Source organism: Vibrio sp. MMG023 (assembly GCF_021654215.1).
Taxonomy (GTDB): domain Bacteria; phylum Pseudomonadota; class Gammaproteobacteria; order Enterobacterales; family Vibrionaceae; genus Vibrio; species Vibrio jasicida.
This window is the reverse complement of record NZ_JAKFZP010000002.1, coordinates 280,350-304,901: the sequence shown is the minus strand read 5'-3', so window position 1 is coordinate 304,901 and position 24,552 is coordinate 280,350. Positions and strand designations below refer to the sequence as shown.

Sequence of the window (24,552 nt, the reverse complement as noted above, 5' to 3'; positions counted from 1 at the left end):
ACATCAACTTGCATTCTATATACCCAAGCATCTCGAGGTTACTTGGGTATAAGCTCTGAGGTATAATGCCGCCAAATTCATGGGAAACCAGATGTCATGCAATATACATTGATAGAAAAAGGTGAAGTCCAGCTAGGTGAGTCTTCACTTTTTATTGAAGGCGCGGTACTCGCAGCCAACTTAACGACGAAACCTTTAGCTCCAGAAACTTGGCTAGAGCCGCTATTAGGTGAGGGTTTTAAAGCGATTCAACCAGTAGTAGAAGAACAGATTCACAAGCAGCACAACTATATCCTGCGTAATGAATACTCGATTCTAGAGTTAACAGATAGCAATACAGAGCAGCTAGCAGACTTTGCAGAAGGCTTTATGTCTGTATGGACAACCATTGAGGAACAATGGCATGACGTTGCGCTTAATGATGGCTTAGAGCGCATGCTGCAAGCATTATTGACGACAATGATGTTGGCGATTGATGAAGAGCAAACACAGCAACAAATGCGTGATGCTGGCATCGCAACACCGCCTGCGCTTTCTGATTTTGTGGGCCAGCTTGACTTGATGATCAATGAAGTCGCATTAGGCGCTGATGAGCTGATGGTCGGTAAAAAGTCGAAGAGCTTAAATCCATTCAAAGGTGTAGGCCGTAATGATGCATGCCCATGTGAGAGTGGTAAGAAATTTAAGCAGTGTTGTGGGAAGTAGATTTCACTCGCTGACTTGACGTGAAAAAGCCGACCTGAGGTCGGCTTTTTCATAACTATCGCTTGGTTATTGAACCGTGTTATTGGATCGGGTTCTTTCTTTTTGGGCTTACAAATTGAGCAATAAGAACAAAAGCAAAAGCGATCAAGTTGCCGGCAAAAATAACAACGAGCCATTGTGGCATCGATAATCCAAAGAATTGCCATACGATTTTTGCACAATCACCATACGCTTCAAACATCCATGGTGCCCATTGATTTAATGGCGCCCAGCTTGGGAACGTAACAAAGAGATCGCATGTAGCAAACGGCGATGGATTAAATTGGTAATCGACATGCTGCATTGCCAGCATTAAACCCTTATATGCACTTGCTCCCCAAGCTGCAAGCGCAATCCAACGCGTGATTGGGTTGTTTGGTGCAATAAGGCCGAGCATTGCAGCTGCCCCAATACCTAGCATGGCTACGCGTTCATAAATACACATAACACAAGGGGCTAGCATCATAACGTGCTGGAAAAATAGGGCACAGGCTTCAAAGAAGACAATAGCAAGAAGAAGTAGAAGCCAAGATAAGCGTCCCTTCGAAAACTGGTTTAGTGATGCGAAAATAGTCACGGGTTTCAATCCTGTCTGAAATATAAAAAAGCTCTGATTACTCAGAGCTTTTTAACGTGGATAAGTTTCCTAATCAACTCATATTTTTAGTGTCCACCTGACACAACGGGTGCTAGATCACCACTACTAGGCACAATCCAACCAGCATCGTAGAAGAATGCGGTTGCAGGTTCTAGGAAGAACATGATGCCCATCAAACCTACAAGAGCAAGTACGATAGTGTATGGCAATGCCATGACAACCATGCGGCCGTATGATAGACGAATCAATGGTGCCAGTGCAGATGTTAGCAAGAATAGGAAGGCTGCTTGACCGTTTGGAGTCGCAACAGAAGGTAGGTTAGTACCTGTGTTGATTGCTACTGCAAGTAGGTCGAATTGTTCACGGGTGATTTGACCGTCGATCAATGCCGCTTTCACTTCATTGATGTAGACTGTCCCTACGAATACGTTATCCGATACCATCGACAATAGACCGTTTGCAACATAGAACAACGCAAGTTGCGTACCTTTGTCTTCAACGGCGAGAACCGCGTCGATAACAGGCTTAAACAACTCTTGGTCAATGATAACGGCTACAATCGCGAAGAATACCGCTAGTAGTGCCGTGAATGGCAGAGCCTCTTCAAACGCTTTACCCATTGAGTGTTCTTCAATCACACCCGTGAACGAAGTCGCGAGGATAATTACCGAAAGGCCAATCAGACCAACTGCTGCCAAGTGTAGTGCAAGTGCTGCAATTAACCACACGGCAATAAGACCTTGAATCCAAAGTTTAGCGACGTCTTGATTTGTACGTGTTTTGCGTTCTTCTCGGTCGAAATCAACAAGGATTTGACGAACGTTATCAGGCAGTTGTGCACCGTAACCACAAATTTTCAGCTTCTCTACAACTGCACAAGTGATTAAACCGCAGAAGAAGACTGGAAGTGTTACCGGTGCCATGCGAATCAAGAACTCACCAAAGAACCAACCAGCTTGGTCAGCAATGATTAAGTTTTGTGGTTCGCCAACCATCGTCGTTACGCCACCTAGTGCGGTACCTACACCAGCATGCATAAGCAGTGAACGTAAGAAAGCACGGTAGTTTTCTAGGTCGTCACGAGTTAGCTCAGTGATGGTGTCATCTTGAGTATGATCGTGGTCGCCAATTGGGTTTCCTGAAGCCACTTTGTGGTAAATCGAGTAGAAACCAACGGCAACGCTGATAACAACTGCGATTACGGTCAGCGCATCCAAGAATGCTGACAAAAACGCGGCAGCGAAACAGAATGCGAGCGAAAGTAACGTTTTAGAACGGATACCAAGCAGGATCTTCGTAAAAATGAACAGCAGAAGCTGTTTCATGAAGTAGATACCCGCAACCATGAATACCAATAGTAGAAGTACTTCGATATTGGCAACTAGCTCATGCTTCACCTGGGCAGGGCTAGTCATACCGATAGCAACCGCTTCTATTGCGAGGAGGCCTCCGGGTTGAAGTGGGTAACACTTCAGCGCCATTGCTAATGTGAAAATAAATTCCGCTACTAGCAACCAACCTGCAACAAATGGGTCAATTAAGAAGAAAACAATCGGGTTAATAATTAGGAAGGCTATAATGGCAACTTTGTACCAATCAGGCGCTTTACCAAGGAAGTTCTTGATAAAGGCATTTCCGAGCGACATCGGCATGATAATTCTCTTTATAACAAAATTATGAATAGACACTACAATAGTGCTTAAGTATCTGTTTGTTAGACTTATTATTTAGTCTTTTAAAACAATAACTTAGAAAAACAACAATCCATTGTCTTACTGTAGTCTTGCCAAGTTACTTCCCCTGAACTTAAGCACCGCTCACTTTCGACCGCAACTCTACACCTCGGCATTTTATAGTCAATAACAAAACGTGATGCTTCCGACTAAAACTGCTTTTTATTTGTAATAACGCGATCAAAACGGCGTTACTATACCACGAAAAGCTTAAAAAAAATCACCTTGGAATTTAAAACGAAGTCAATTACGAGAAAAGATCAATTAAGAAAGAATATTAATCGTAAAACACAAATTTATTTTGCATATTTTGAGCAGAAAAATGTGACGAGGTAGGCTTTATTTTATATGACTTTATGACTGCTGTATTTTATACAGAATATGACTTTTGCGCCTTTGGTTCCAAGTGGTTGGTATTTTAAATTGAAGATATATGTAGAGTATTAACTCTATATTGAGAAATCGTTTCATTTATTGATCGTTAATTTTCGCTAATCGTTAAGTAGTGGTATGATGAGTGGTATCGACCCTTAGAAATCAATATTGGATAAAAACAGAATGGTCATTAAGGCTAAGAGCCCTGCGGGTTTCGCAGAAAAATACATAATCGAGAGCATTTGGAACGGCCGTTTTCCTCCTGGCTCAATTTTACCCGCTGAACGTGAACTATCTGAACTGATCGGGGTTACTCGAACTACACTACGTGAAGTATTGCAACGTCTTGCTCGTGATGGATGGTTGACTATCCAGCATGGTAAACCAACCAAAGTGAACCAATTCATGGAGACTTCTGGTCTGCATATCTTGGACACGCTAATGACGTTAGATGTTGATAACGCGACAAACATCGTTGAAGATTTGCTTGCGGCACGTACGAATATCAGTCCAATTTTTATGCGCTATGCGTTCAAAGCAAACAAAGAGGCGTCTGAGCGTACAATCCAGAACGTAATTGAATCTTGTGAAGCACTTGTTAGCGCACCTTCTTGGGATGACTTTATTGCCGCGTCTCCATATGCAGACAAAATCCTGCAAAGTGTCAAAGAAGACAACGAAAAAGATGAAGCAAAACGCCAAGAGATTCTGATTGCTAAGACGTTCAACTTCTATGACTACATGCTGTTTCAACGCCTTGCATTCCATTCTGGCAACCAAATTTACGGCTTGATTTTTAACGGTTTGAGAAAGCTTTATGATCGTGTAGGCAGCTACTACTTCTCGAACCCAGCATCACGTGATCTGGCATTGAGATTCTACCGTCAGTTGTTTGAAACCTGTGAAACAGGTCAGCGTGATCAGCTACCGATTTTGATTCGTCATTACGGTATGGAAAGTGCACAGATCTGGAATGAGATGAAGCTGCAACTTCCAACCAACTTCACTGAAGACGACAGCTAAGCTTCAACTTAACGACGTTTTCAAGAATAAAGAAACCGCAGTCACTCGACTGCGGTTTTTTATTTTAACTACTAGGCTAAAGATAACTTTGGTAGCGGTTGATACAGGACTTCAATAATATCTGACAGAATGTGGTCGTAAGTGTTAAATATGGTCAAAGATAAATCCGAAGTAATATCATACAACTTCTCTACTTTAAGCGTGTTGATATCCCCATCAATGTATTCGTTGAGTGCCTGTATGGAACTTACTGATGTAGGAGAGGCAAGGCTCAAAGGGCTGATAACCGCAAGCTGATTAAGCCTTCTTATCATTACTGACGCATAATTGCGCATTCGTTCAGGACCGCCGCGATCTTCCATATCTTGGATACTGATCCGTAACTGAGTTAATGTTTCTAAGCTGTCGATGACAGTTTGCCAATTCATGTGATATTCGTCATTAAGTTCATCTCTTTGAGCGATAGCCAACCACGCAATGGTCACTTCATCCATCAGGAACAAACAGTGACGAATTAACCGGCCATGTTCCATCTGATTACGTGCGACAGAGTTATCCTCCCATTGCTCCATGAGTTTATCGATTTTGATTTGCAGCACGCGATACATGGGTTTGTTCTCGAAGTGTGACGTATCAAGTAATAGGTGTAACTTATTGCTCAACTCACGATGGACGTGTTCTATCTCATTTTCGTGGTTTTGATGATATTGGAGAGAGTGGTGAGTCATTGCTCGATGACGTCGTAATAGGTAGACAACATCACGCAATAAACTGAGTAGCTGGTATTTACGAGCATGTTGCTTCTCGCGCTTCGCAGCCAAGTGATAAATCCCCGCCAGAATGGCAATTGAAATGAAAGTTGAAATCAAAACAAACATAACCAACTCCTTATTAGTGCTTTTGACCTAGCAAGTAAGTAGGAGCAGTTTTAATGCCAATAATTAAAGTCAATAAAAACAGAGTGTTATGAGTTTTTATTAAAATCAGGCGTACAAATTTGGTGCGTACTCTCACCAAAAGTGTGAATTTGGTCAAAAAAAATCCCCGCCGAATTGGCAGGGATTTTTAAGCAATACGATAACGTAATGAATTACATTACACGCATACCTGGCTGAGCACCTTCGTGTGGCTCAAGAATCCATAGGTCGCTGCCGCCAGGGCCCGCTGCTAGGATCATGCCTTCAGACATACCAAACTTCATCTTACGAGGTTTTAGGTTCGCTACCATTACGGTTAGCTTGCCTTCTAGCTCTTCAGGTTTGTAAGCTGACTTGATGCCAGAGAATACTTGGCGAGTCTCACCACCGATGTCCAGTTGGAACTTCAGTAGCTTGTTTGCTTTTGGCACTTCTTCACACGAGATGATGCGCGCGATACGCATATCAACGGCTGCGAAAGCATCAAACTCAATCTCTTCAGCGATAGGATCTTTGTCTAGCTCAGTTTGGCTTGCTTTTTCTTTCTCAGCTTCAGCTTTCTCTTTTGCTGCTATTTCTGCCGCTGCATCTTCTTTAGAAGACTCAATCATCGCTTCCACTTTCTTAGGATCAATTCGGTTAAATAACGCTTTGAACTTAGTGATCTCGTGATCAGTTAGCGGAGTAGCAACGCCTTCCCACGTTAGCTCTTCGTTTAGGAAAGCTTCAGTGCGAGCCGCAAGCTCAGGCATCACTGGTTTCAGGTAAGCCATTAGAACGCGGAATAGGTTGATACCTACAGAAGAAACTTCTTGAAGCTCTCTCTCTTTACCCTCTTCTTTTGCAAGAACCCAAGGTGCTTTCTCATCGATGTACTGGTTCGCTTTGTCTGCTAGCGCTGTGATTTCACGGATAGCACGGCTGAATTCACGAGTTTCGTATAGCTCACCGATGCGCTCAGCAGCTGCAACAAATTCGTTGTAAAGCTCTGGTTCTGCAAATTCAGCAGATAGCTTGCCTTCGAAGCGTTTAGTGATGAAACCTGCATTACGAGAAGCTAGGTTAACAATCTTGTTTACTACGTCAGCGTTTACACGTTGAGTGAAGTCTTCAAGGTTAAGGTCAAGGTCGTCGATACGGCTATTTAGCTTCGCTGCGTAGTAGTAACGTAGACACTCAGGGTCTAGGTGGTTTAGGTACGTGCTCGCTTTGATGAATGTGCCTTTAGACTTAGACATCTTAGCGCCGTTTACTGTTACGTAGCCGTGTACGAATACGTTGTTTGGCTTACGGAAACCAGAACCTTCTAGCATCGCAGGCCAGAATAGGCTGTGGAAGTAAACGATGTCTTTACCGATGAAGTGGTAAAGCTCAGCAGTGCTGTCTTTCTTCCAGTATTCGTTGAAGTCTAGGTCATCACGCTTGTCACATAGGTTCTTGAATGAACCCATGTAACCGATAGGTGCATCTAGCCATACGTAGAAGAACTTGTCTTTTTCACCAGGAATTTCGAAACCGAAGTAAGGCGCATCACGAGAGATATCCCACTGTTGCAGACCAGACTCGAACCACTCTTGCATTTTGTTTGCTGTTTCAGCTTGCAGTGAGCCAGAGCGTGTCCACTCTTTTAGCATGCTTTCGAACTGAGGTAGGTCGAAGAAGAAATGCTCCGAGTCTTTCATTACTGGAGTTGCGCCAGATACTGCTGATTTTGGGTTAATCAGTTCAGTTGGGCTGTACGTCTCACCACAGTTATCACAGTTGTCGCCATATTGGTCTTCTGACTTACACTTAGGGCAAGTACCTTTAACGAAGCGATCTGGTAGGAACATTTCCTTCTCAGGATCGAACAACTGAGAAATAGTACGGCTAGAGATAAAACCGTTTTTCTTCAGCTCAAGGTAGATGTGAGAAGCCAGTTCACGGTTCTCTTCTGAGTGTGTGCTGTGGTAGTTATCAAAGCTAATATCAAAGCCAGCGAAGTCTTTTTGATGCTCTTCGCTCACTGCAGCGATCATCTCTTCTGGCGTAATACCCATCTGTTGTGCTTTTAGCATGATCGGCGTGCCGTGAGCATCGTCAGCACAGATGAAGTTTACAGTGTTGCCACGCAGGCGTTGGTAGCGAACCCAGATGTCAGCTTGAATGTGCTCAAGCATGTGACCTAGGTGAATCGAACCATTAGCGTACGGAAGGGCACAAGTTACCAGCAGTTTTCTTGGATCGTTTGCCATACTTAATAATCGCTTTTTGATAGGTATAAAAAATAGAGACTAATACTACCCCATGAGTTCCCTAACGCCAAGGCATCAAACCATGGATTGCCTTAGTTTTTTTGGGGTTCTGAATCTCGCCGCTGGGTGCTACGATTAGATGCATAAAGGAGGCCTCATGCATCAGTTCACTTCAAAACAAGATTTTTGTCATTGGCTTAACCAGTTTCAACATCCGCAGTTGGTGGAAAACTGGGCAGATATTAATGGTATGGTTGCGATCCCCGCGCAAGGTGGTATTCAAATTACCTTGCCGTTTGCGAGCAACGAACTTCAAGTTGCGTTGAGCCATTGGGTTAAAGAGCAACAAGCATCGGGTGATGTTCCAGCGTTCGATTTTCAAATCGAGTTGAATATCAAAGCGCTTGAGACGCAAGTTACCAATGCCGTTAAAGGCGTGAAAAACATTATCGCAGTTAGCTCAGCAAAGGGAGGCGTGGGTAAATCGACAACGGCTGTCAACCTTGCTTTAGCCATTGCACAGTCGGGGGCGAAAGTTGGCTTGTTAGATGCTGATGTCTATGGCCCATCGGTTCCTATGATGCTAGGTCAAGAAGACGCAAAACCAGAAGTTCGCGATGCGAAATGGATGGAGCCTATTTTCGCACATGGTATCTATACTCATTCTATCGGTTACTTAGTGGATAAGTCGGAAGCGGCCATTTGGCGCGGCCCGATGGCCTCTAAAGCGCTTTCACAGTTGCTGACGGAAACCGATTGGCCAGAGCTTGATTACTTGGTGATTGATATGCCACCTGGTACGGGTGATATTCAATTGACGTTGTCACAGCAGATTCCAGTAACAGGTACTGTGCTTGTTACGACACCACAAGATCTTGCATTAGCGGATGCTCGTAAAGGGGCGGCGATGTTCCATAAAGTGAACGTCCCAGTTGTCGGTGTAGTTGAGAACATGAGTTATCACATTTGTGGTCAGTGTGGTGCGGTCGAGCACATTTTTGGTACTGGCGGAGCTGAAAAAATGTCGCAAGAGTTTGGCTTAGCCTTACTGGGTCAAATCCCATTGCACATTTCAATGCGGGAAGACATTGATTTGGGCACTCCAACCGTCGCAAGACGTCCGGAGAGTGAGCATGCTGGCTACTACAAGCAATTGGCCGATCGTGTTTGTAGCATCATGTATTGGCAAGGAAAGACCAAGCCAGATGCAATCAGTTTTACAATGGTAAACTAAGTTCTTAAACAGTACTGGTTGAAAACTGTTCGTTTTATCGTTTGCCTAGAGGTTGATCCTCTAGGTAGACAGAAACTTATAACGAAACTCTAATTCCAGCTAGTAACTATGGGGTGAACTCCCTATAATCACGCAGTTTATCTTTTTATGTGACTAGAAAATCATCATCGGGTGCAAACTAATGTCTGATAATAATCAATGCGTCATCGTAGGTATTGCTGGCGCTTCTGCTTCTGGAAAAAGTCTGATCGCGAGCACGATTTACAATGAGCTTCGCGAGAAAGTGGGCGATCATCAAATCGGTGTCATCACGGAAGATTGCTACTACAACGACCAAAGCCAACTAAGCATGGAAGAGCGTGTAAAGACTAACTACGATCACCCGAGCGCGTTAGACCACGACCTACTTTGTGAACACTTGGAAAAATTGGTGCGTGGCGAAGCCGTAGAAGTGCCTGAGTACAGCTACACTGAGCACACTCGTACAAGTAACACCACACCAATGACCCCTAAAAAGGTAATCATTTTAGAAGGCATCTTGCTGCTAACGGACCCACGCCTGCGTAACTTAATGCACGCAACTGTGTTTATGGATACGCCTTTGGATATTTGTCTACTTCGTCGTGTTAAGCGTGACGTTGAAGAACGCGGTCGTACAATGGACTCTGTTCTTAAGCAATACCAACAAACTGTTCGTCCGATGTTCATGCAATTTATTGAACCTTCAAAGCAATACGCAGATATCATCGTTCCTCGTGGTGGTAAAAACCGTATCGCAATCGACGTTCTTAAAGCGCACATTGCAAAACTTCTGAAAGCTTAAGCCTTTAGACGGCTATATCGCTTTATTTTTGTGATAAGAAGTGGCACCTTAGGTGCCACTTCTTTTTTTTGTTTTTAAATTAGTCAGTTGCAGATAAAAATTGGATGTTTTTCACGCTTTTGCGGAACTGTCTGCGATAAGTGGCGTCAGCTATTATAATTTTAAAAACACACGAGCAAGGAAAAAGCGAATGAAGAAACTGCTCTTAATTATCGCCATACCTGTTGTGGCAATTTTGGCCGTTGTTTTAGCATTAATTATTTTCGTCAATCCGAATCAATTTAAACCCCTTATTGTGGAACAAGCGCAGAAGCAAACGGGTTTAGAGTTGGTGATTGAAGGCGATATCAGTTGGCAGTTTTTCCCATCGATTGGTTTCGAACTGGGACGCACCGAGCTGCGCAATCCTCAAGGCTTTAGCCAACCAAACTTATTCAAAGTCGACGCCGTCGGGGTGGATGTCTCAGTTACGCCTCTGTTGAGCAAACAATTAGAAATTGGCAATGTCACACTGGATGGCGCTGAGTTCTATTTAGAAACCTTGAAAGATGGCAGCAGAAATATTGATTCCCTTACCAAGGCGCAAACTCAACAAGTTGAGCAAACAACGGATACTACGCCGGAGCAGGAGAGTGCAACACAAGGTTCTGGTTCCGATTGGACAATCAATCTTGCAGGTGTCACCATCTCAAATGGTTATGTTGAAATCCAAGACAAGCAAGCAGACAGCCATATTAAGCTTTCTGATATCTCTTTAAATCTCTCCCAGTTTGCTTTTGATAACTGGACCACCGCAGATTTTGGTGTGAAAGGTGAGATGAATGAGCAGAAGTTTACCGCCCAAGGTAAAGCTGACTTTAAGTTGGCGAAAGGTCTTGCAAACTATGCTCTGAAAGACATTAACTTTGATGCGACTTATGCGGATGCGACAAACAAGATTGATTCCGCAACTATCGGTCTGGACACTTTTGAGTTCGATAAGGCCAATAACCTAAGCTATGCGCTCAAAGGCGAAGCGGGTGGCATGAAACTCGATATGAAAGGCGGCGGTGAGCTGAACGTTGATAAGGCGATTAGCAAAGTGCAATTAAACAAGTTGACGCTCAACTCAACTTTTGAGGGGGATACGCTGCCGCAATCACCAATGAAAGTGGATATGGCTTCGGATCTTTCATTTGACCTAACTAAGAGTCACCTGAGCTTTGTGTTGGAGAAGCTAACGGCGAACGCCATTGCACTTGATGGTAAAGCGGATGTCACTCTGGGGGATATTCCTAAGGTACGCTTTGCTGTGCACAGCCCTAATATCGACTTAGATGAATTTTTGGGCTTGAATAATCAAGCTCCTGCGGGTGATAAACCAGCATCTGGTGATAGCAAAGCACCAGCAGGACCAGAAGTTGAACCGGACCTGTCTGCATTGAAAACGTTAGACGTGAAAGGCGATATCACGATCGATAAATTCAAAGCGGCGAATGCGAAGATGGAAGCAGTAAAAGCAAGCCTCTCTATCAATCGTGGTGTGTTTGATCTGAACTCGTTCACCTCTAAGCTGTATCAAGGTACGATTTCTGCAACAGCTAAGTTGGATGCTCGTAAATCACCTGCGACTTATACGGCTAAGAAGTCGATCAAAGGTATTCATGTTCAACCGCTACTTATTGATGTAGCGAACAACGATATGCTTGAAGGAACAGGTAATATTGACGTTAATGTGAAGGGCAGCAGCCTCACTCCAACAGGCATCAAAAAGAACTTAGTTGGTACTATCGCGATTAACTTTACCGATGGTGCGGTTAACGGCATTAACGTTGCACAATTGATTCGTGAAAACTACGCACGTTTCAAAGGACAGAGCTTAGACGGCACAGATGAAGTGAAGAAAACCGACTTCAGTGCTATGACAGCAACATTGAAACTGAATAAAGGTGTCGTTTCAACGGATAACATGAAAGCCCAATCACCGTTATTGCGTGTGCGCGGTAAAGGTAAAGCCAACTATCTGAATGAAACCGTCGATTTTACGATCAGTACCTCAGTAGTTGGTTCTTTAGAAGGGCAAGGTGGTAAGAACATCGATGAACTTAAAGACATTACCATTCCTATCAATGTATCTGGAAAATGGGCAGAGCCTAAATTCAAACTGGTCTTTGATGATGTGTTAAAACAAAAAGCGCAGAAAGAAATTGATCGTGGTGTAGAGAAGCTAACGGACAAGATCAAAGATGAGAAAACCAAAGAAGCCGTTGATGGCCTATTGAAAGGCTTGTTCAATTAACTGCGGTCTAAATCTAAAAGAGAAAAGGGTTGGCAATACGCCAACCCTTTTTTATTAATTATTGCACGATGAATAGATTACCAATCCACACCTTTTAAAGCTTTTACGCCAGATTCAAAAGCGTGTTTGACGTTCTTTACTTCCGATACTGTATCGGCCATTTCAATCAGAGTGCGGTGTGCTCCGCGGCCAGTGATCACGACAGACTGCATTTTAGGACGGTTGTTTAGGGCTTCTACGACCTCATCCAAGTCTATGTACCCATAGCTCACCATGTAAGTTAATTCGTCAAACAGAATCACATCGATCGATTCGTCTTTAAGCATACGCTTACATTCTTGCCAAACTAACTGAGCAGCATCTGTATCCGCCGTTTTATTCTGTGTTTCCCATGTAAAACCCGTGGCCATCACTTGGAATTCTACCCCAAGCTTTTCAAGTAGATTACGCTCGCCGTTGTCCCAAGTACCTTTAATAAATTGAGCAACGGAACAATTCAAACCGTGACCAACTGCACGAGCGATCGTTCCGAAGCCCGAAGTTGACTTCCCTTTACCGTTACCTGTGATAACCAGTAGCAAGCCTTTTTCCTCTTGAGCCGCAGCAATTTTTGCGTCTACCTGTTCTTTTACTTTTTGTTGGCGAGCCTTATGGCGTGCTTCTTTGTTTTCTTCGATAGACATATTACTTCCTCAATTCCTTGTCGTGCCTTGCCCAAGCTGACTTGGGTTCATTAGATTATCTCGCTATGATAGACCAACACATCGTGAAGAAAAACCATCGATAATTCAGGGAATAAAATGAAGAAAATACTCGTTGTTTGTATGGGAAATATTTGTCGCTCTCCAACTGGAGAGGCGGTACTGAGAGCGAAAGCCGAAAAGCTTGGTGTGGATGTCGAAATTGACTCGGCTGGCACAATTGGTTACCACGCAGGTAATTCACCAGATGCACGCTCTATGCAAGCCGGTAAGCAACGAGGCTATTCTTTTAAAGGAATATGTTCACGTCAGGTAAAGGTTGAGGATTTTGGAGAGTTTGATCTTGTACTCGCAGCAGACAAGGCGAATCTTGCGGATCTTTTGGATATTTGCCCGGTAGAGCATCGCCATAAAGTCTCGCTATTTTTGAGCCATTCGGACTCCAAATACGATGAAATTCCTGACCCATATTACGGTGGAGAAAGGGGGTTTGAATTGGTATTAGATTTGATTGAAGAAGCTTCAGAAGCGATTTTGAACAAGCTATAAATGTAAATAACAGATAACAAAAAGGGACGAGTATGACTCATCCCTTTTTCGCTTTCTAAAGAACTATACCTGAACAATCTAATTTGGGATTAACCCGCTAGAATGTCTGTTGCTACTTTATAGCTTGGATCTTCTTTCACATTGATTTCAACCAAGCTTCCCGCTTTATCAAGAAGCTTGCGACAGTCAGGACTTAGATGACGCAGATGAAGCGTTTTACCAAGTGCGGCATAGCGCTCTGCAAGCGTTTCAATCGCTTCGATTGCGGAGTGATCTGTTACGCGAGAGTCTGCGAAGTCAACGATAATATCTTTTGGATCGCCGTGCGCGTTAAACAGTTCTAGGAAGTTTGCCGCTGAGCCGAAGAAGATAGGGCCATGGATTTTGTATTCTTTAGAGCCTTCTTCATTCAAACGAGTGTCTGCGTAGATGTGTTTTGCGTGCTGCCATGCAAACATCAGCGCTGATGCAATAACACCGACAGCAACGGCGACTGCAAGGTCAGTCAGCACCGTAACGACAGTTACTAGAACGATAACAAAGAAGTCTTGTTTAGGAACACGTCGTGCAAGCTTGAAGGTCGCCCATTCAAATGTGCCGATTACAACCATGAACATCACACCGACTAGCGCAGCTAGAGGGATCATTTCGATAAGCGATGATGCAAATAGGATAAAGATCAGAAGTGCACTTGCTGCAACGATGCCAGAAAGTCGACCACGACCACCTGAATTTACGTTGATCATTGATTGACCAATCATTGCACAGCCACCCATCGCACCAAATACTGAACACGTCATGTTTGCCATGCCTTGACCGATACATTCACGGTTCGATTGACCGCGAGTATTCGTCATTTCATCTAGAACAGTCAGCGTCAACAGAGACTCAATCAGACCGATAGCTGCAAGGATGATTGCGTACGGCAGAATGATTTGTAGTGTTTCAAGTGTCAATGGTACCGCTGGAATGGAGAATGTAGGGAGAGAGCCCGCCAAAGTCGCTGCTTCATCACCAGACATAGTACGTAGGAAGTCTACTACTGTGCGAGTTTCCAGATCCAAACCAACAACAAGCGCTGTCACTGTCACGATCGCAACAAGCGAAGATGGCACAGCTGTGGTGATCTTAGGTAGGAAGTGGATGATGCCCATCGTCAAAGCAACCAAACCTAGCATAAGGAACATTTGGTCCTGTGGTAACCAAGTTAGCATACCGTTGATATCAGGCGCTTTAAACTGACCTAACTGTGCTAGGAAGATAACAATAGCTAGACCGTTTACAAAACCAATCATTACTGGATGTGGAACGATACGGATGAATTTACCTAGTTTGAATAAACCAGCGGCAATCTGAAGAATACCCGCCAGCATAATCGCGGCAAATAGATATTGCACGCCGTGGGTTGCAACTAGCGATACCATTACCACTGCCATTGCACCGGTCGCACCTGAAATCATGCCAGGACGGCCACCAAAGATAGAGGTGATAAGGCCTACAATGAATGCAGCATATAGACCGACCATTGGATCTACACCTGCAACGAAGGCGAATGCTACTGCTTCAGGAACCAGCGCAAGCGCAACGGTTAAGCCTGAAAGCACATCATTTTTTACGGAGTGCTTAGAAAATTGAGGAAATTCGAACATGGTTTGTATTGAGTTCTCTTGGCGATGAATTTCTCTCGACACATATTCATATTTGCACAAGTACTGATAGGTGAAGTGTTAGCCACTTCGATCAGCACAAACCGTAGTAAAAAAAGAGCAGCATCAGAATGGTGTCGAAAACTTGAGTCGGCGAATGCTACCGAAAAGTGTGATTAAGTTCAAGAATGATAGGGATAATGACCGACAAATGTGATCAGTCGTTGATATTAATATGAACAATTTCAGTTAACACGATAAGTAACAAAAAAGGCTGCCAAATGGCAGCCTTTTATTTAGCTTTAAGCTATGACAGTTTTAAACTTAGTTAAAGTTCGGTTTTGTCATTGCCGCTGTTGCACTGTTTGTTGCTACTTGGCTACCAGCGCCTTTCGACGTGTAACGTTCAGCTTTAAGTGGTGCTGCGGTAACAGAAATTTCGCGAATTTCTTGAGGGCCCGGTGCTTTCGTCATTGGTGCGCTAGCTTGTGGTTTAGCTACAACTTTGATGACTTCTGCTTTTGGCTCTGCTGTTACTGCTGGTGTTTCGATTGCAACGGCAACTTCTTCTGCTGCTTCTTCAATCGCTTCTATCACAGGTGCTGCTTCTACAACGGTTTCTGTTGCGTCAACCACTGGAGCTTCAACAGCCTCAACGACTTCAACAACTGAAGCTTGTTCAGCCACGACTGGTGCTTCAACAACAACCGTTTCTACAACTGGTGTTTCAGTTTTTGCTTCAACAGTCTCTTGAACTTTCGGTTCAACAGCTGGTGCTTCAGTAACAATAGGTTGTTCACGACGAATGATAACTTTACCCATCGCCATTTCTGGACAAGCAAAACCACCTTGCATTGCTGGTACCGCTGATGTTGCAATAACGGTTTCTTCCTGAACTCGCTCTTCCTTCTTAGGCGCTGGTTTTGGAATGTAACGTGGCATTACCTTACCCATTGCCATCTCTGGAGAGGCTACACCACCTTTACGTAGGCGGAATGGGTTAGGGCGGCGATCACGACCACGACGACGACGTTGACCACTTGCACGTAGGTGACGTGGAGAACGACGGTTACGACGTTGCTTCGACTCTGCCTTGTTGTCTTGTTGTGCTTCTGCTGCTGCCTCTACTGGCTTTTCAACTGGCGTTTCAACAGGTTCAACGGCTTTTACAGTTTCAACTGCTTGCTCGGCGGCTTGTTGGTCCTTCACACGAACAGATTTGTTCAGTTTGCGACGTTGACGACGCTCTTTCACTTTTTCTGCTTTCGCGTTTGGCTTCGCTTTGTTTTCTTCAGGCTTCGCCTCTGAACCAGTACGAGCTTCGGCAGCTAGTTGTAGACCTTTTTCCGCAACTTTAGCGTTTGCCTTTTGCTCTTGAGCTTTTTCAGCTTGTTGAGGTTTTGGCTTGCGCTTTTGGTTACGGTTTTGCGGTTTATTAGACTGCTGCTGTGTTTCGTTCTGCTCTGTTGACTGCTCTTCACGTGGTTTACGACGACGTTTGTTGTCGCGGTTGCCATCACGGTTATCTCTGTCACCACGATTCTCACGGTTTTCGCCACGCTGATTGTTGCGACGGCGGTCGTTGCGATCACGTTTGTTGCGTTTATTGTCGCGGTTTGGTTTCTTCTCTTCTTGTTTCGGCTCTTCTTTAACTTCTTCAGAGCCACCAAATAGGAAGCTACCTAGTGCTTTAAATAGACGGCTGAACAACCCAGGCTTCTCTTCCTGTACCACTTCTTTCTTCTTAGCAGCTGGTGCTGGTTTAGAAGCCGGAGCTGGTGCAGTTTGAGTTGGTGAAGCAAAGCCTTTTAGTACTGGTTCTTCAATACGTTTTGGTTTGATTTCAACTTCAACAGGTTCTTTGCCTTCTGCTTCTTTCATTGCTTCCAATTTCTTAGGAAGTAGGTAAGAAAGCAGGTCAAACTCTTCACCTTCGCGTACACGAATCACTTCGAAGTGTGGCGTTTCCATATCAGAGTTAGGAACAACGGTGATCTTAACTTCTTGGATACGCTCGATGTGGTTTACTGATCGACGCTTTTCGTTCAAAAGGTAAGAGGCAATCGGAACAGGTACAACGGCAAGAACTTGCGCGGTGTTGTCTTTCAGTGCTTCTTCTTCGATTAAACGAAGGACGGATAGAGCTAGGGATTCATTATCACGAACGACACCTGTACCGCTACAGCGAGGACAGATATGGTGGCTCGCTTCTGCAAGAGAAGGGCTCAAACGTTGACGAGACATTTCTAGAAGGCCAAAGCGAGAAATACGACCAATCTGAACGCGAGCACGGTCTAGGCGAACAGCTTCACGTAGACGGTTTTCAACTTCACGTTGGTGGCGAACTGGTGTCATATCGATAAAGTCGATAACAACCAAACCACCAAGGTCACGTAGACGCAATTGACGAGCAATTTCGTCTGCTGCTTCTAAGTTAGTATTCAATGCTGTTTCTTCAATATCACCACCCTTTGTTGCGCGAGCAGAGTTGATGTCGATAGAAGTTAGCGCTTCTGTTGGGTCGATTACGATAGAACCACCGGATGGTAGACGCACTTCACGTTGGAAAGCCGATTCAATTTGGCTTTCGATTTGGTAGTGGCTAAATAGCGGTACTTCGCCTTCGTATTTTTTAACGCGGCTGATGAAATCTGGGCGTACCAGCTGAATGTGCTCTTTAGCACGTTCGTAGATGGTATTGCTGTCGATTAGAATCTCACCGATATCACGACGTAGGTAGTCACGGATTGCACGAACGATTACGTTACTTTCTTGGTGGATTAGGAATGGAGCAGGGTTAGAATCTGCTGCGCCCTTAATCGCACCCCAGTGGTTAAGTAGTACGTTCAAATCCCACTCAAGTTCTTCTGCACTCTTACCTACGCCTGCAGTACGTACGATTAGACCCATACCTTGTGGTAGTTCTAACGTACTTAAAGCGGCTTTCAGTTGAGTGCGCTCGTCACCTTCGATACGGCGAGAAATACCGCCAGCACGAGGGTTATTAGGCATGAGAACAAGGTAGCTACCCGCAAGAGAAATGAACGTAGTTAGGGCTGCCCCCTTACTACCACGTTCTTCTTTTTCCACTTGCACGATTACTTCTTGACCTTCAGTCAGCACTTCTTTAATGCTTGGGCGACCTTGGTAAGTGTAACCTTCAGGGAAATATTCGCGGGCAATTTCTTTGAGAGGGAGGAAACCGTGACGCTCAGCACCGTAATCAACAAATGCGGCTTCTAAGCTTGGTTCGATACGTGTGATACGTCCTTTGTAGATATTCGCTTTTTTAGATTCATGACCTGGACTCTCGATATCAAGATCGAAAAGTCGCTGGCCATCAACCAGAGCGACACGCAACTCTTCTTTTTGAGTTGCGTTAATTAACATTCTTTTCATTGAAAATTTCTCGTTGTCTTTTCTTTTATATTTCTTTGCAACTTGTCACTGGTTTTTCGCTCTTTCACGGTGCCTGATCCCATGGCTTATATTTTGCAGCCTCCCGGCTGGAAGGGGATGCTCTCGGGCACTTCAGTCATCACAAATTCTTTTGGGTTTCGTTGGAAACGGAAACTTGTGACCCGCTATTCGGGCGGTTGATACTCAACGTGAATATGCGAGGAGTAGAGTGACAAGTGTGTTGAACTCAATGTGTCTTACGCCAATGCTGCACCTGACATTCAACAACCTACTCACATTGCTTGGGGTAAATGATTGGTAATGAACAAAATGTAACCAAACCTTCCTTAGCAGCTGTGAACTATAGCAGCGCAGGTTGATATCAGCAATCTGCTTTAGCGCAAACGATGGAAAAATTGGCGCTAAATTCAATTTTTGTAATTTATAACTGGCTGTTTCATAAGCACTTGAGTCTCGCAAACTGAGAAAGACGAGAAACAAATAGAGAAGTTGATAAAGACTTTTAATAATCTAAACAAAAGCTTGGCGTGTTTTGGGGCTATTTATGACTACAAGTGTTTCTTTTGCAGCAAGAATAATGTGAAGTCACACAGATTTGGGTTTACAATAGCGGCCATGAGCGAAATAAGAACACAAGTCCAGTTCGTCGATATCGACGAAGATATGGCGGGTCAACGCATTGATAATTTCTTGCGTAACCAATTAAAAGACATCCCAAAGAGCATGATTTATCGAATTGTGCGCAAGGGCGAAGTACGCGTAAATAAAAAGCGCATTAAAGCAGAGTACAAACTAAAAGCAGGCGATCTTGTTCGTATTCCTCCAGTTACGGTAGAAAAGAAAGAAGACGACGTTGCACCAAGTACGAAGCTAAATAAAGTGGCAGAGTTAGAAGATAAGATCATTTTTGAAGACGATCATCTTTTGATTCTCAACAAGCCATCCGGTACGGCAGTACACGGGGGAAGTGGTTTGAAGTTTGGTGCGATTGAGGCACTCAGAGCACTGCGTCCACAAGCTCGCTTCCTTGAACTTGTTCATCGCATTGACCGTGATACATCCGGAATCTTACTTGTTGCGAAGAAGCGTTCAGCACTGCGTCACCTGCAAGCACAGTTCCGTGAGAAAACAGTGAAGAAGTTTTACTTCGCGCTTGTGATGGGCGAGTGGAAAAACAGCTGCAAAGTTGTTAATGCGCCACTTCTTAAAAACGAAGTGAACAGTATTGTTCGAGTGAATCCAAACGGTAAGCCGTCTGAGACGCGTTTTAAAGTGTTGGAGAAGTTCGAGCAAGCAACGTTGATTCAAGCCAGCCCAATTACGGGGCGTACTCACCAGATTCGTGTGCATACTCAATACACGGGCCACCCAATTGCATGGGATGACCGCTATGGGGATCGTCGTTTTGATGCGTACACTGGTCAGGTTGGTTTGAACCGTTTGTTCCTACACGCAGCTAACATCAAGTTCCAGCACCCATCGAATGATGAGTGGATGGAAATCAACGCGCCGATGGAAGCGAAATTAGAGAAAGTCTTAGCGGGTTTGCGTAAAAAGTAGAGGTAAGAGTATCTACTCCTTCTGGACTGCAAAAAACTATGTAAAAGCCGATGTTAATACATCGGCTTTTTTGATCGTTGAGTTGGATTACAAGGGCGTTCGGAATGCAGCGCTCTAATATTCGGAAGCGCTCCGTTGGAGGGCATGTGAAAGAAGCTAAGTTCTAACTGGAGTTGACAGAATTGGTATGTAGAAAGACAAAATAGAGCTGATTCCTGATTCCCTACAAAATATCTAGCCCTTGTTTTTGCAGCATGTCGATCAAATCAATGAGCGGCAGCCCGACTAACGTATTCGGATCTTTGCCGACTAACTTCTTAAACAGACAAATCCCCATGCCTTCACTCTTAAAACTGCCTGCGCAGTAAAATGGTTCTTCTCTATCGACGTAACGTTCGATTTGTTCTTGGGTTAACGCTCTAAAATGCACTTCAAACGTATCGAAGCCGACCTCAGTATGGTTCGTATTAGTGTTGTGTACGGCAAAGCCAGTATAGAAAGTGATAGTTTTACCGCTTTGAGCTAATAATTGCTTAATGGCGTTTTCTCGGTTCAACGGCTTGCCAACTATATTACCGTCAATAACACAGACTTGGTCACTGCCTATCACTAAGCTGTTATCGGTTGTGTCACAAGAGGTGGCTTTACTAATTGCGAGCCTTTGCACCAATTCTAAAGGTGTCTCGTTCGGCAAAGGTGTCTCGTCGCTGTTCGGTGACAAGCAAGTAAAAGGCACTGCTAGTTTTTCCAGCAGTTGTTTACGAAAAGGGGAGGTTGAGGCTAAAACCAGTTGGTAATTTTTCATTTTGAATTACAATTCGCACAAGCATTTCCAATAGGATAATCGATCAAAATCGATTCTGGCTAATGCTCTGTATGTTAAGCGTAAAAAAGTACAACTTTTTTGCCTTTTTCTTTGACTAATTTTGATTTGGAAGATAATATTCGCGCCCTATGCAAAAGGTAAAAATACCGCGAACGGTTGATCCGGCGAAGTCCGCACAGAAACGATTAGATTACGATGGCATCATCCAAGCTAGTCTTTTCAAGCGCTTAGCGGAAACAACTGAAGGCGTAAAACGCGACGCAGAAGTCTCATTGTCATTTGATCTTGATGAACAGCGACTTGTTGTTATCTCTGGTAAAGCTAACATCGAAGTCGATTTAGAGTGTCAGCGTTGTAATGAGGTATTCACACATCAGTGTGAAGTTGAATTCCTTTACACTCCTTACTACGGTGAGAAGACGGAAGAGGAAGCACCAGAAATTTATGATTTGGTAGATCTAAATGAGTACGGTGAATTAGACCTTATACAACTAGTTGAAGACGAGTTCATCTTAACATTGCCTCAAATCGCAATGCACGACGAAGCGGATTGTAGCGTTGATTCAAATAACATGGTTTTTGGTGAGATTCCTGAAGAAATTGAGGAAGAAAAACCGAATCCATTCGACGTTTTGAAAAATCTGAAAAAGTAACTGGTGTGGTAGCCGCTTCTTCTTTAGGTTTTTAACCCAATAGTATAGGAGTAGGGTCAATGGCCGTACAGAAAAACCGTAAAACTCGTTCTAAGCGCGGTATGCGTCGTTCACACGATGCGCTAACTACAGCTGCACTATCTGTAGACGCGACTTCTGGTGAAACTCACCTACGCCACAACGTAACTGCTGAAGGTTACTACCGTGGTCAAAAGGTTATCAACAAGTAAGGTTGAACCTTTGCAAAGTATTACCGTTGCACTTGATGCAATGGGCGGGGATTTCGGTCCACGCGTAACAGTGCCTGCCGCCGTGCAGGCACTGTCTCATTTCCCAGAGCTAAAAGTGATTCTTATAGGTGATCAACCTCTGATCACGTCTCAATTATCCCAACTAGGCACCTCGACCAGTTCTCGTTTGAGCATTCTTCATAGCGAGAAAGTGATTTCAAATTCAGAAAAGCCTTCATTAGCATTACGTAACAGCCAAAACAGCTCTATGCGTATGGCTATCGATCTCGTTTCTGAAAACGGAGCAGATGCATGTGTGAGTGGTGGGAACACCGGTGCCCTTATGGCGCTCTCACGATTTATTCTTAAACTGCTTCCTGGTATTGAGCGTCCTGCTTTAGTTTCCGCATTACCAACCATCAGTGGCAAACGTACTTGGATGTTAGATCTTGGTGCAAATGTGTCGTGCGATGCTGACAGTTTATTTCAGTTTGCTGTAATGGGCAGTGCATTAGCCGAAGAGCATCTTGGCCACCCACCTCGAGTGGCGGTACTGAATATTGGTGCTGAAGAAATTAAAGGAAACGATTTAGTCAAACGCTGTGCAGAAATGCTTTCTCAAACCGACGCAATTAATTTTGTGGGTTATATTGAAGGTAATCAAATTTTGCATGACGTGGCCGATGTCATTGTTTGTGATGGCTTTGTCGGTAACGTATGCTTAAAAGCCAGCGAGGGAACAGCGCAACTCTTTATCGAAAAACTAAAAACCAGCATGATGGCATCAACGATAAAGGGATGGATTGCTAGAAAACTGTTTTCTCGGCTATTTAATGAACTAAAAACACTGAACCCCGACCAGTATAACGGCGCAAGTTTGCTAGGATTGCGCGGCATCGTCATAAAAAGCCATGGAAGTGCGGATGTATCTGCGATTGTCAATGCACTTGGCGAGGCAGTACACGAGGTCAAACGACAAGTACCAAGCCGTATTAGCGATCGTTTGGAAGCGGTTTTACTCGAGAGGCATTATTAGTCTTCATGTATAGCAAAATTTTAGGTACTGGCAGCTACCTGCCATCTCAGGTGCGTACTAACGCAGACCTAGAGAAAATGGTAGATACAAGTGACGAGTGGATCGTAGCTCGTACTGGTATTAAAGAGCGTCGAATTGCAGCTGAAGATGAAACAGTTGCAGATATGGCATTCTACGCAGCTGAAAACGCTATCGATATGGCCGGCATCGACAAAAACGATATCGACCTGATTATCGTTGCTACTACTAGCAGTAGCCATACTTTCCCTTCATCTGCGTGTCAGGTGCAAGGAAAGCTTGGCATTAAAGGTTGTCCTGCATTCGACTTAGCCGCTGCTTGTTCAGGCTTTGTATACGCATTGTCTGTTGCTGATCAACACATCAAATCTGGCATGTGCAAAAATGTGCTTGTGATTGGTGCAGACGCATTGTCGAAAACATGTGATCCAACGGATCGCTCAACTATCATCTTATTTGGTGATGCTGCGGGTGCCGTTGTCCTTGGTGCAAGCGAAGAGCCTGGTATTATCTCTACGCACGTATATTCAGACGGCCAGTTTGGCGATCTATTGAGCCTGCCTGTTCCTGAACGTGGTAAAGATGCGAACAAGTGGCTGCATATGGCTGGAAACGAAGTGTTCAAAGTAGCCGTTACTCAGCTTTCAAGGCTAGTAAAAGACACGCTTGAAGCGAACGACATGCATAAGTCTGAACTAGACTGGCTAGTTCCGCATCAAGCGAACTACCGCATCATTTCAGCGACAGCGAAGAAGCTTTCGATGTCACTAGACCAAGTCGTGATTACACTTGATAAACACGGCAACACATCAGCAGCAACCGTGCCAACAGCACTGGATGAAGCGGTACGTGATGGTCGTATTAAACGTGGTCAAACTCTGCTTCTTGAAGCGTTTGGCGGCGGATTCACTTGGGGCTCAGCTCTGGTGAAGTTCTAACTTTCATAAGAATTCAAAATTTAAGATGCGCTGCGGTGCATCTTATTTCTTTTTACTTTGCTTAAAGGAAAACAACATGAGCAAGTTTGCTATCGTATTTCCAGGTCAAGGTTCACAAGCTGTAGGTATGCTTGCTGACCTAGGCGAACAATATGACGTAGTGAAACAAACATTTGCAGAAGCATCTGACGCACTAGGTTACGACCTATGGGCGCTTGTTCAAAATGGACCTGCAGAAGATCTAAACCAAACTTTCCGTACTCAGCCTGCATTACTAGCATCATCTGTGGCTATCTGGCGTGTATGGCAAGATCTTGGTCTAGAGCAACCAGCAAACCTAGCGGGTCACAGCCTAGGTGAGTATTCAGCGCTTGTGTGTGCTGGTGTGATTGACTTTAAAGAAGCAATCAAACTGGTTGAGCTACGTGGTCAACTGATGCAAGAAGCGGTACCTGCGGGTACTGGTGCAATGTACGCGATCATCGGTTTAGATGACGAAGCCATTGCAAAAGCTTGTGAAGAAGCAGCACAAGGTGACGTCGTTTCTCCAGTAAACTTCAACTCGCCTGGTCAAGTTGTTATTGCAGGTAGCAAAGATGCAGTAGAGCGCGCCGGCGCACTATGTAAAGAAGCAGGTGCTAAACGTGCTCTTCCTCTTCCAGTTTCTGTGCCTTCACACTGTGCACTAATGAAACCAGCAGCAGAGAAACTAGCTGTTGCGCTAGAGTCTATTGAATTCAATGCGCCACAGCTTCCAGTAATCAACAACGTTGATGTGGCAGCAGAAACAGATCCTGCAAAAATCAAAGATGCACTTGTTCGCCAGTTACACAGCCCAGTTCGCTGGACTGAGAGTGTGCAGCTAATGAGTGAGCAAGGCGTAGAAAATCTTCTTGAGCTTGGTCCTGGTAAAGTACTTACAGGTCTAACAAAACGTATCGTGAAAACACTAAGCGCAGCAGCTGTTAACGACGTCGCGTCGCTAGAAGCCGCTAAGTAATTTACTCACGATAAGA

20 protein-coding genes are annotated in these 24,552 nt (G+C 44.3%); 12 read left to right on the top strand and 8 right to left on the bottom strand.

Going from position 1 to position 24,552, the window contains the following annotated elements:
• Nucleotides 1-96 precede the first annotated feature (96 nt).
• Nucleotides 97-705: an SEC-C metal-binding domain-containing protein gene (locus tag L1076_RS06460; RefSeq protein WP_237303393.1), complete on the top strand. Its 609-nt coding sequence runs from the start codon at nucleotides 97-99 to the stop codon at nucleotides 703-705.
• 79 nt (nucleotides 706-784) lie between these two features.
• Here the strand turns inward: L1076_RS06460 and dsbB are convergent, their stop codons facing one another.
• Nucleotides 785-1,321, bottom strand: a complete 537-nt coding sequence (gene dsbB, locus L1076_RS06455) for a disulfide bond formation protein DsbB (RefSeq protein WP_038881615.1) — start codon at nucleotides 1,319-1,321, stop codon at nucleotides 785-787.
• An 86-nt stretch (nucleotides 1,322-1,407) separates the two neighbouring features.
• Complete coding sequence (gene nhaB / locus L1076_RS06450) at nucleotides 1,408-2,994, bottom strand: Na(+)/H(+) antiporter NhaB (protein WP_038881618.1); 1,587 nt, start codon at nucleotides 2,992-2,994, stop codon at nucleotides 1,408-1,410.
• 639 nt (nucleotides 2,995-3,633) lie between these two features.
• Between nhaB and fadR the strand changes: the two genes are divergently transcribed.
• Entirely contained in the window at nucleotides 3,634-4,473 is an 840-nt protein-coding gene (fadR, locus tag L1076_RS06445) for a fatty acid metabolism transcriptional regulator FadR (protein WP_038869421.1), read from the top strand.
• Between the two features lie 71 nt (nucleotides 4,474-4,544).
• On the opposite strand, the gene L1076_RS06440 is transcribed toward fadR, so the two are convergent.
• Nucleotides 4,545-5,351, bottom strand: coding sequence for a hypothetical protein (locus tag L1076_RS06440; RefSeq protein ID WP_039977055.1), 807 nt, complete (start codon nucleotides 5,349-5,351; stop codon nucleotides 4,545-4,547).
• Nucleotides 5,352-5,563: 212 nt separating this feature from the next.
• Nucleotides 5,564-7,624, bottom strand: coding sequence for a methionine--tRNA ligase (gene metG / locus L1076_RS06435; RefSeq protein ID WP_045405732.1), 2,061 nt, complete (start codon nucleotides 7,622-7,624; stop codon nucleotides 5,564-5,566).
• 157 nt (nucleotides 7,625-7,781) lie between these two features.
• On the opposite strand from metG, the gene apbC reads away from it, so the two are divergent.
• The 3 genes from apbC (at nucleotide 7,782) to L1076_RS06420 (ending at nucleotide 11,959) form a co-directional block, all read left to right on the top strand.
• A complete protein-coding gene (apbC, locus tag L1076_RS06430; RefSeq protein WP_104036853.1) occupies nucleotides 7,782-8,858 on the top strand; it encodes an iron-sulfur cluster carrier protein ApbC in 1,077 nt (358 codons plus the stop codon).
• Nucleotides 8,859-9,039: 181 nt separating this feature from the next.
• The gene (gene udk / locus L1076_RS06425; protein ID WP_038869428.1) at nucleotides 9,040-9,681 is read left to right on the top strand and encodes a uridine kinase; all 642 of its coding nucleotides are present in this window, start codon (nucleotides 9,040-9,042) and stop codon (nucleotides 9,679-9,681) included.
• Nucleotides 9,682-9,871: 190 nt separating this feature from the next.
• A complete protein-coding gene (locus L1076_RS06420; RefSeq protein ID WP_237303392.1) occupies nucleotides 9,872-11,959 on the top strand; it encodes an AsmA family protein in 2,088 nt (695 codons plus the stop codon).
• A gap of 77 nt (nucleotides 11,960-12,036) precedes the next feature.
• Here L1076_RS06420 and cobO read toward each other — a convergent pair whose 3' ends face one another.
• A complete protein-coding gene (gene cobO, locus L1076_RS06415) occupies nucleotides 12,037-12,642 on the bottom strand; it encodes a cob(I)yrinic acid a,c-diamide adenosyltransferase (protein WP_038869430.1) in 606 nt (201 codons plus the stop codon).
• A 117-nt stretch (nucleotides 12,643-12,759) separates the two neighbouring features.
• Between cobO and L1076_RS06410 the strand changes: the two genes are divergently transcribed.
• Entirely contained in the window at nucleotides 12,760-13,209 is a 450-nt protein-coding gene (locus L1076_RS06410) for a low molecular weight protein-tyrosine-phosphatase (RefSeq protein WP_237303391.1), read from the top strand.
• An 89-nt stretch (nucleotides 13,210-13,298) separates the two neighbouring features.
• Here the strand turns inward: L1076_RS06410 and L1076_RS06405 are convergent, their stop codons facing one another.
• Nucleotides 13,299-14,858: a SulP family inorganic anion transporter gene (locus L1076_RS06405; protein WP_038869435.1), complete on the bottom strand. Its 1,560-nt coding sequence runs from the start codon at nucleotides 14,856-14,858 to the stop codon at nucleotides 13,299-13,301.
• A 321-nt stretch (nucleotides 14,859-15,179) separates the two neighbouring features.
• Entirely contained in the window at nucleotides 15,180-18,254 is a 3,075-nt protein-coding gene (rne, locus tag L1076_RS06400; RefSeq protein ID WP_237303390.1) for a ribonuclease E, read from the bottom strand.
• A gap of 636 nt (nucleotides 18,255-18,890) precedes the next feature.
• Here rne and rluC point away from each other — a divergent pair.
• On the top strand, nucleotides 18,891-19,835 hold the full coding sequence (rluC, locus tag L1076_RS06395; protein WP_009707033.1) for a 23S rRNA pseudouridine(955/2504/2580) synthase RluC: 945 nt from the start codon (nucleotides 18,891-18,893) through the stop codon (nucleotides 19,833-19,835).
• 223 nt (nucleotides 19,836-20,058) lie between these two features.
• Here rluC and L1076_RS06390 read toward each other — a convergent pair whose 3' ends face one another.
• On the bottom strand, nucleotides 20,059-20,640 hold the full coding sequence (locus tag L1076_RS06390; RefSeq protein ID WP_237303389.1) for a nucleoside triphosphate pyrophosphatase: 582 nt from the start codon (nucleotides 20,638-20,640) through the stop codon (nucleotides 20,059-20,061).
• Nucleotides 20,641-20,789: 149 nt separating this feature from the next.
• Between L1076_RS06390 and yceD the strand changes: the two genes are divergently transcribed.
• From yceD to fabD, 5 genes are all read left to right on the top strand, one after another.
• The gene (gene yceD, locus L1076_RS06385; RefSeq protein ID WP_038869444.1) at nucleotides 20,790-21,314 is read left to right on the top strand and encodes a 23S rRNA accumulation protein YceD; all 525 of its coding nucleotides are present in this window, start codon (nucleotides 20,790-20,792) and stop codon (nucleotides 21,312-21,314) included.
• Between the two features lie 59 nt (nucleotides 21,315-21,373).
• Nucleotides 21,374-21,544: a 50S ribosomal protein L32 gene (rpmF, locus tag L1076_RS06380; RefSeq protein ID WP_005396978.1), complete on the top strand. Its 171-nt coding sequence runs from the start codon at nucleotides 21,374-21,376 to the stop codon at nucleotides 21,542-21,544.
• Nucleotides 21,545-21,554: 10 nt separating this feature from the next.
• Entirely contained in the window at nucleotides 21,555-22,580 is a 1,026-nt protein-coding gene (plsX, locus tag L1076_RS06375; protein WP_038869447.1) for a phosphate acyltransferase PlsX, read from the top strand.
• 5 nt (nucleotides 22,581-22,585) lie between these two features.
• A complete protein-coding gene (locus L1076_RS06370) occupies nucleotides 22,586-23,536 on the top strand; it encodes a beta-ketoacyl-ACP synthase III (RefSeq protein ID WP_038869448.1) in 951 nt (316 codons plus the stop codon).
• 76 nt (nucleotides 23,537-23,612) lie between these two features.
• Nucleotides 23,613-24,536 carry an ACP S-malonyltransferase gene (gene fabD / locus L1076_RS06365; protein WP_038869450.1) on the top strand — a complete coding sequence of 308 codons (924 nt, stop codon included), beginning with the start codon at nucleotides 23,613-23,615 and terminating at the stop codon, nucleotides 24,534-24,536.
• Nucleotides 24,537-24,552 lie beyond the last annotated feature (16 nt).